The organism is Vibrio sp. 704 (genome assembly GCF_033339295.1).
This window is the reverse complement of the sequence record NZ_JAWOUH010000963.1, coordinates 1-531: the sequence shown is the minus strand read 5'-3', so window position 1 is coordinate 531 and position 531 is coordinate 1. Positions and strand designations below refer to the sequence as shown.

General features: G+C 48.0%; 1 protein-coding gene. It reads left to right on the top strand.

All coding sequences use genetic code 11. The annotated features are described in order from the left end of the window. A partial coding sequence (locus tag R7R24_RS30120) for a sodium-dependent transporter (RefSeq protein WP_318120643.1) occupies window positions 1–531 on the top strand: 531 nt, incomplete at both ends.

The window sequence follows — 531 nt, the reverse complement described above, 5'->3', positions numbered from 1 at the left end:
TGGCAGGTCTTGAGTTCTTGTTCATGCCAGACTTCTCTAAAGTAGACAGTAACGTGGTACTTGCAGCATTAGGTCAGGCGTTCTTCTCATTGAGTCTTGGTATGGGTTGTATGATGACTTATGGCTCTTACTTGAAGAAGAAAGAAAACCTCGTTCAAACAACAGGTATGGTTACGGCAATGGATACCGGCGTAGCGATCCTTGCTGGTGTCGCGATGTTCCCGGCAATGTTTGCTTTCGGCATGGAGCCAGCAGCAGGCCCAGGTCTGGTGTTCGTCGTTGTTCCTCAATTGTTCGCGGAAATGGGCGGTGTGATTGGTTTGCTACTTGCGCTTCTGTTCTTCATCGGACTAACGGTAGCGGCGCTTACCTCTTCGGTTTCATTGTTAGAAGTAGTGGTTTCTTACCTTATCGATGAGAAAGGCATGAAACGTTCTAACGCAGTAGTTTCAGCAAGTGTCGTGATGGCATCACTTTGTGTCTTTGCATCGCTTTCGCTAGGCGGTATGGGACCAACGCTATTTGGTACTG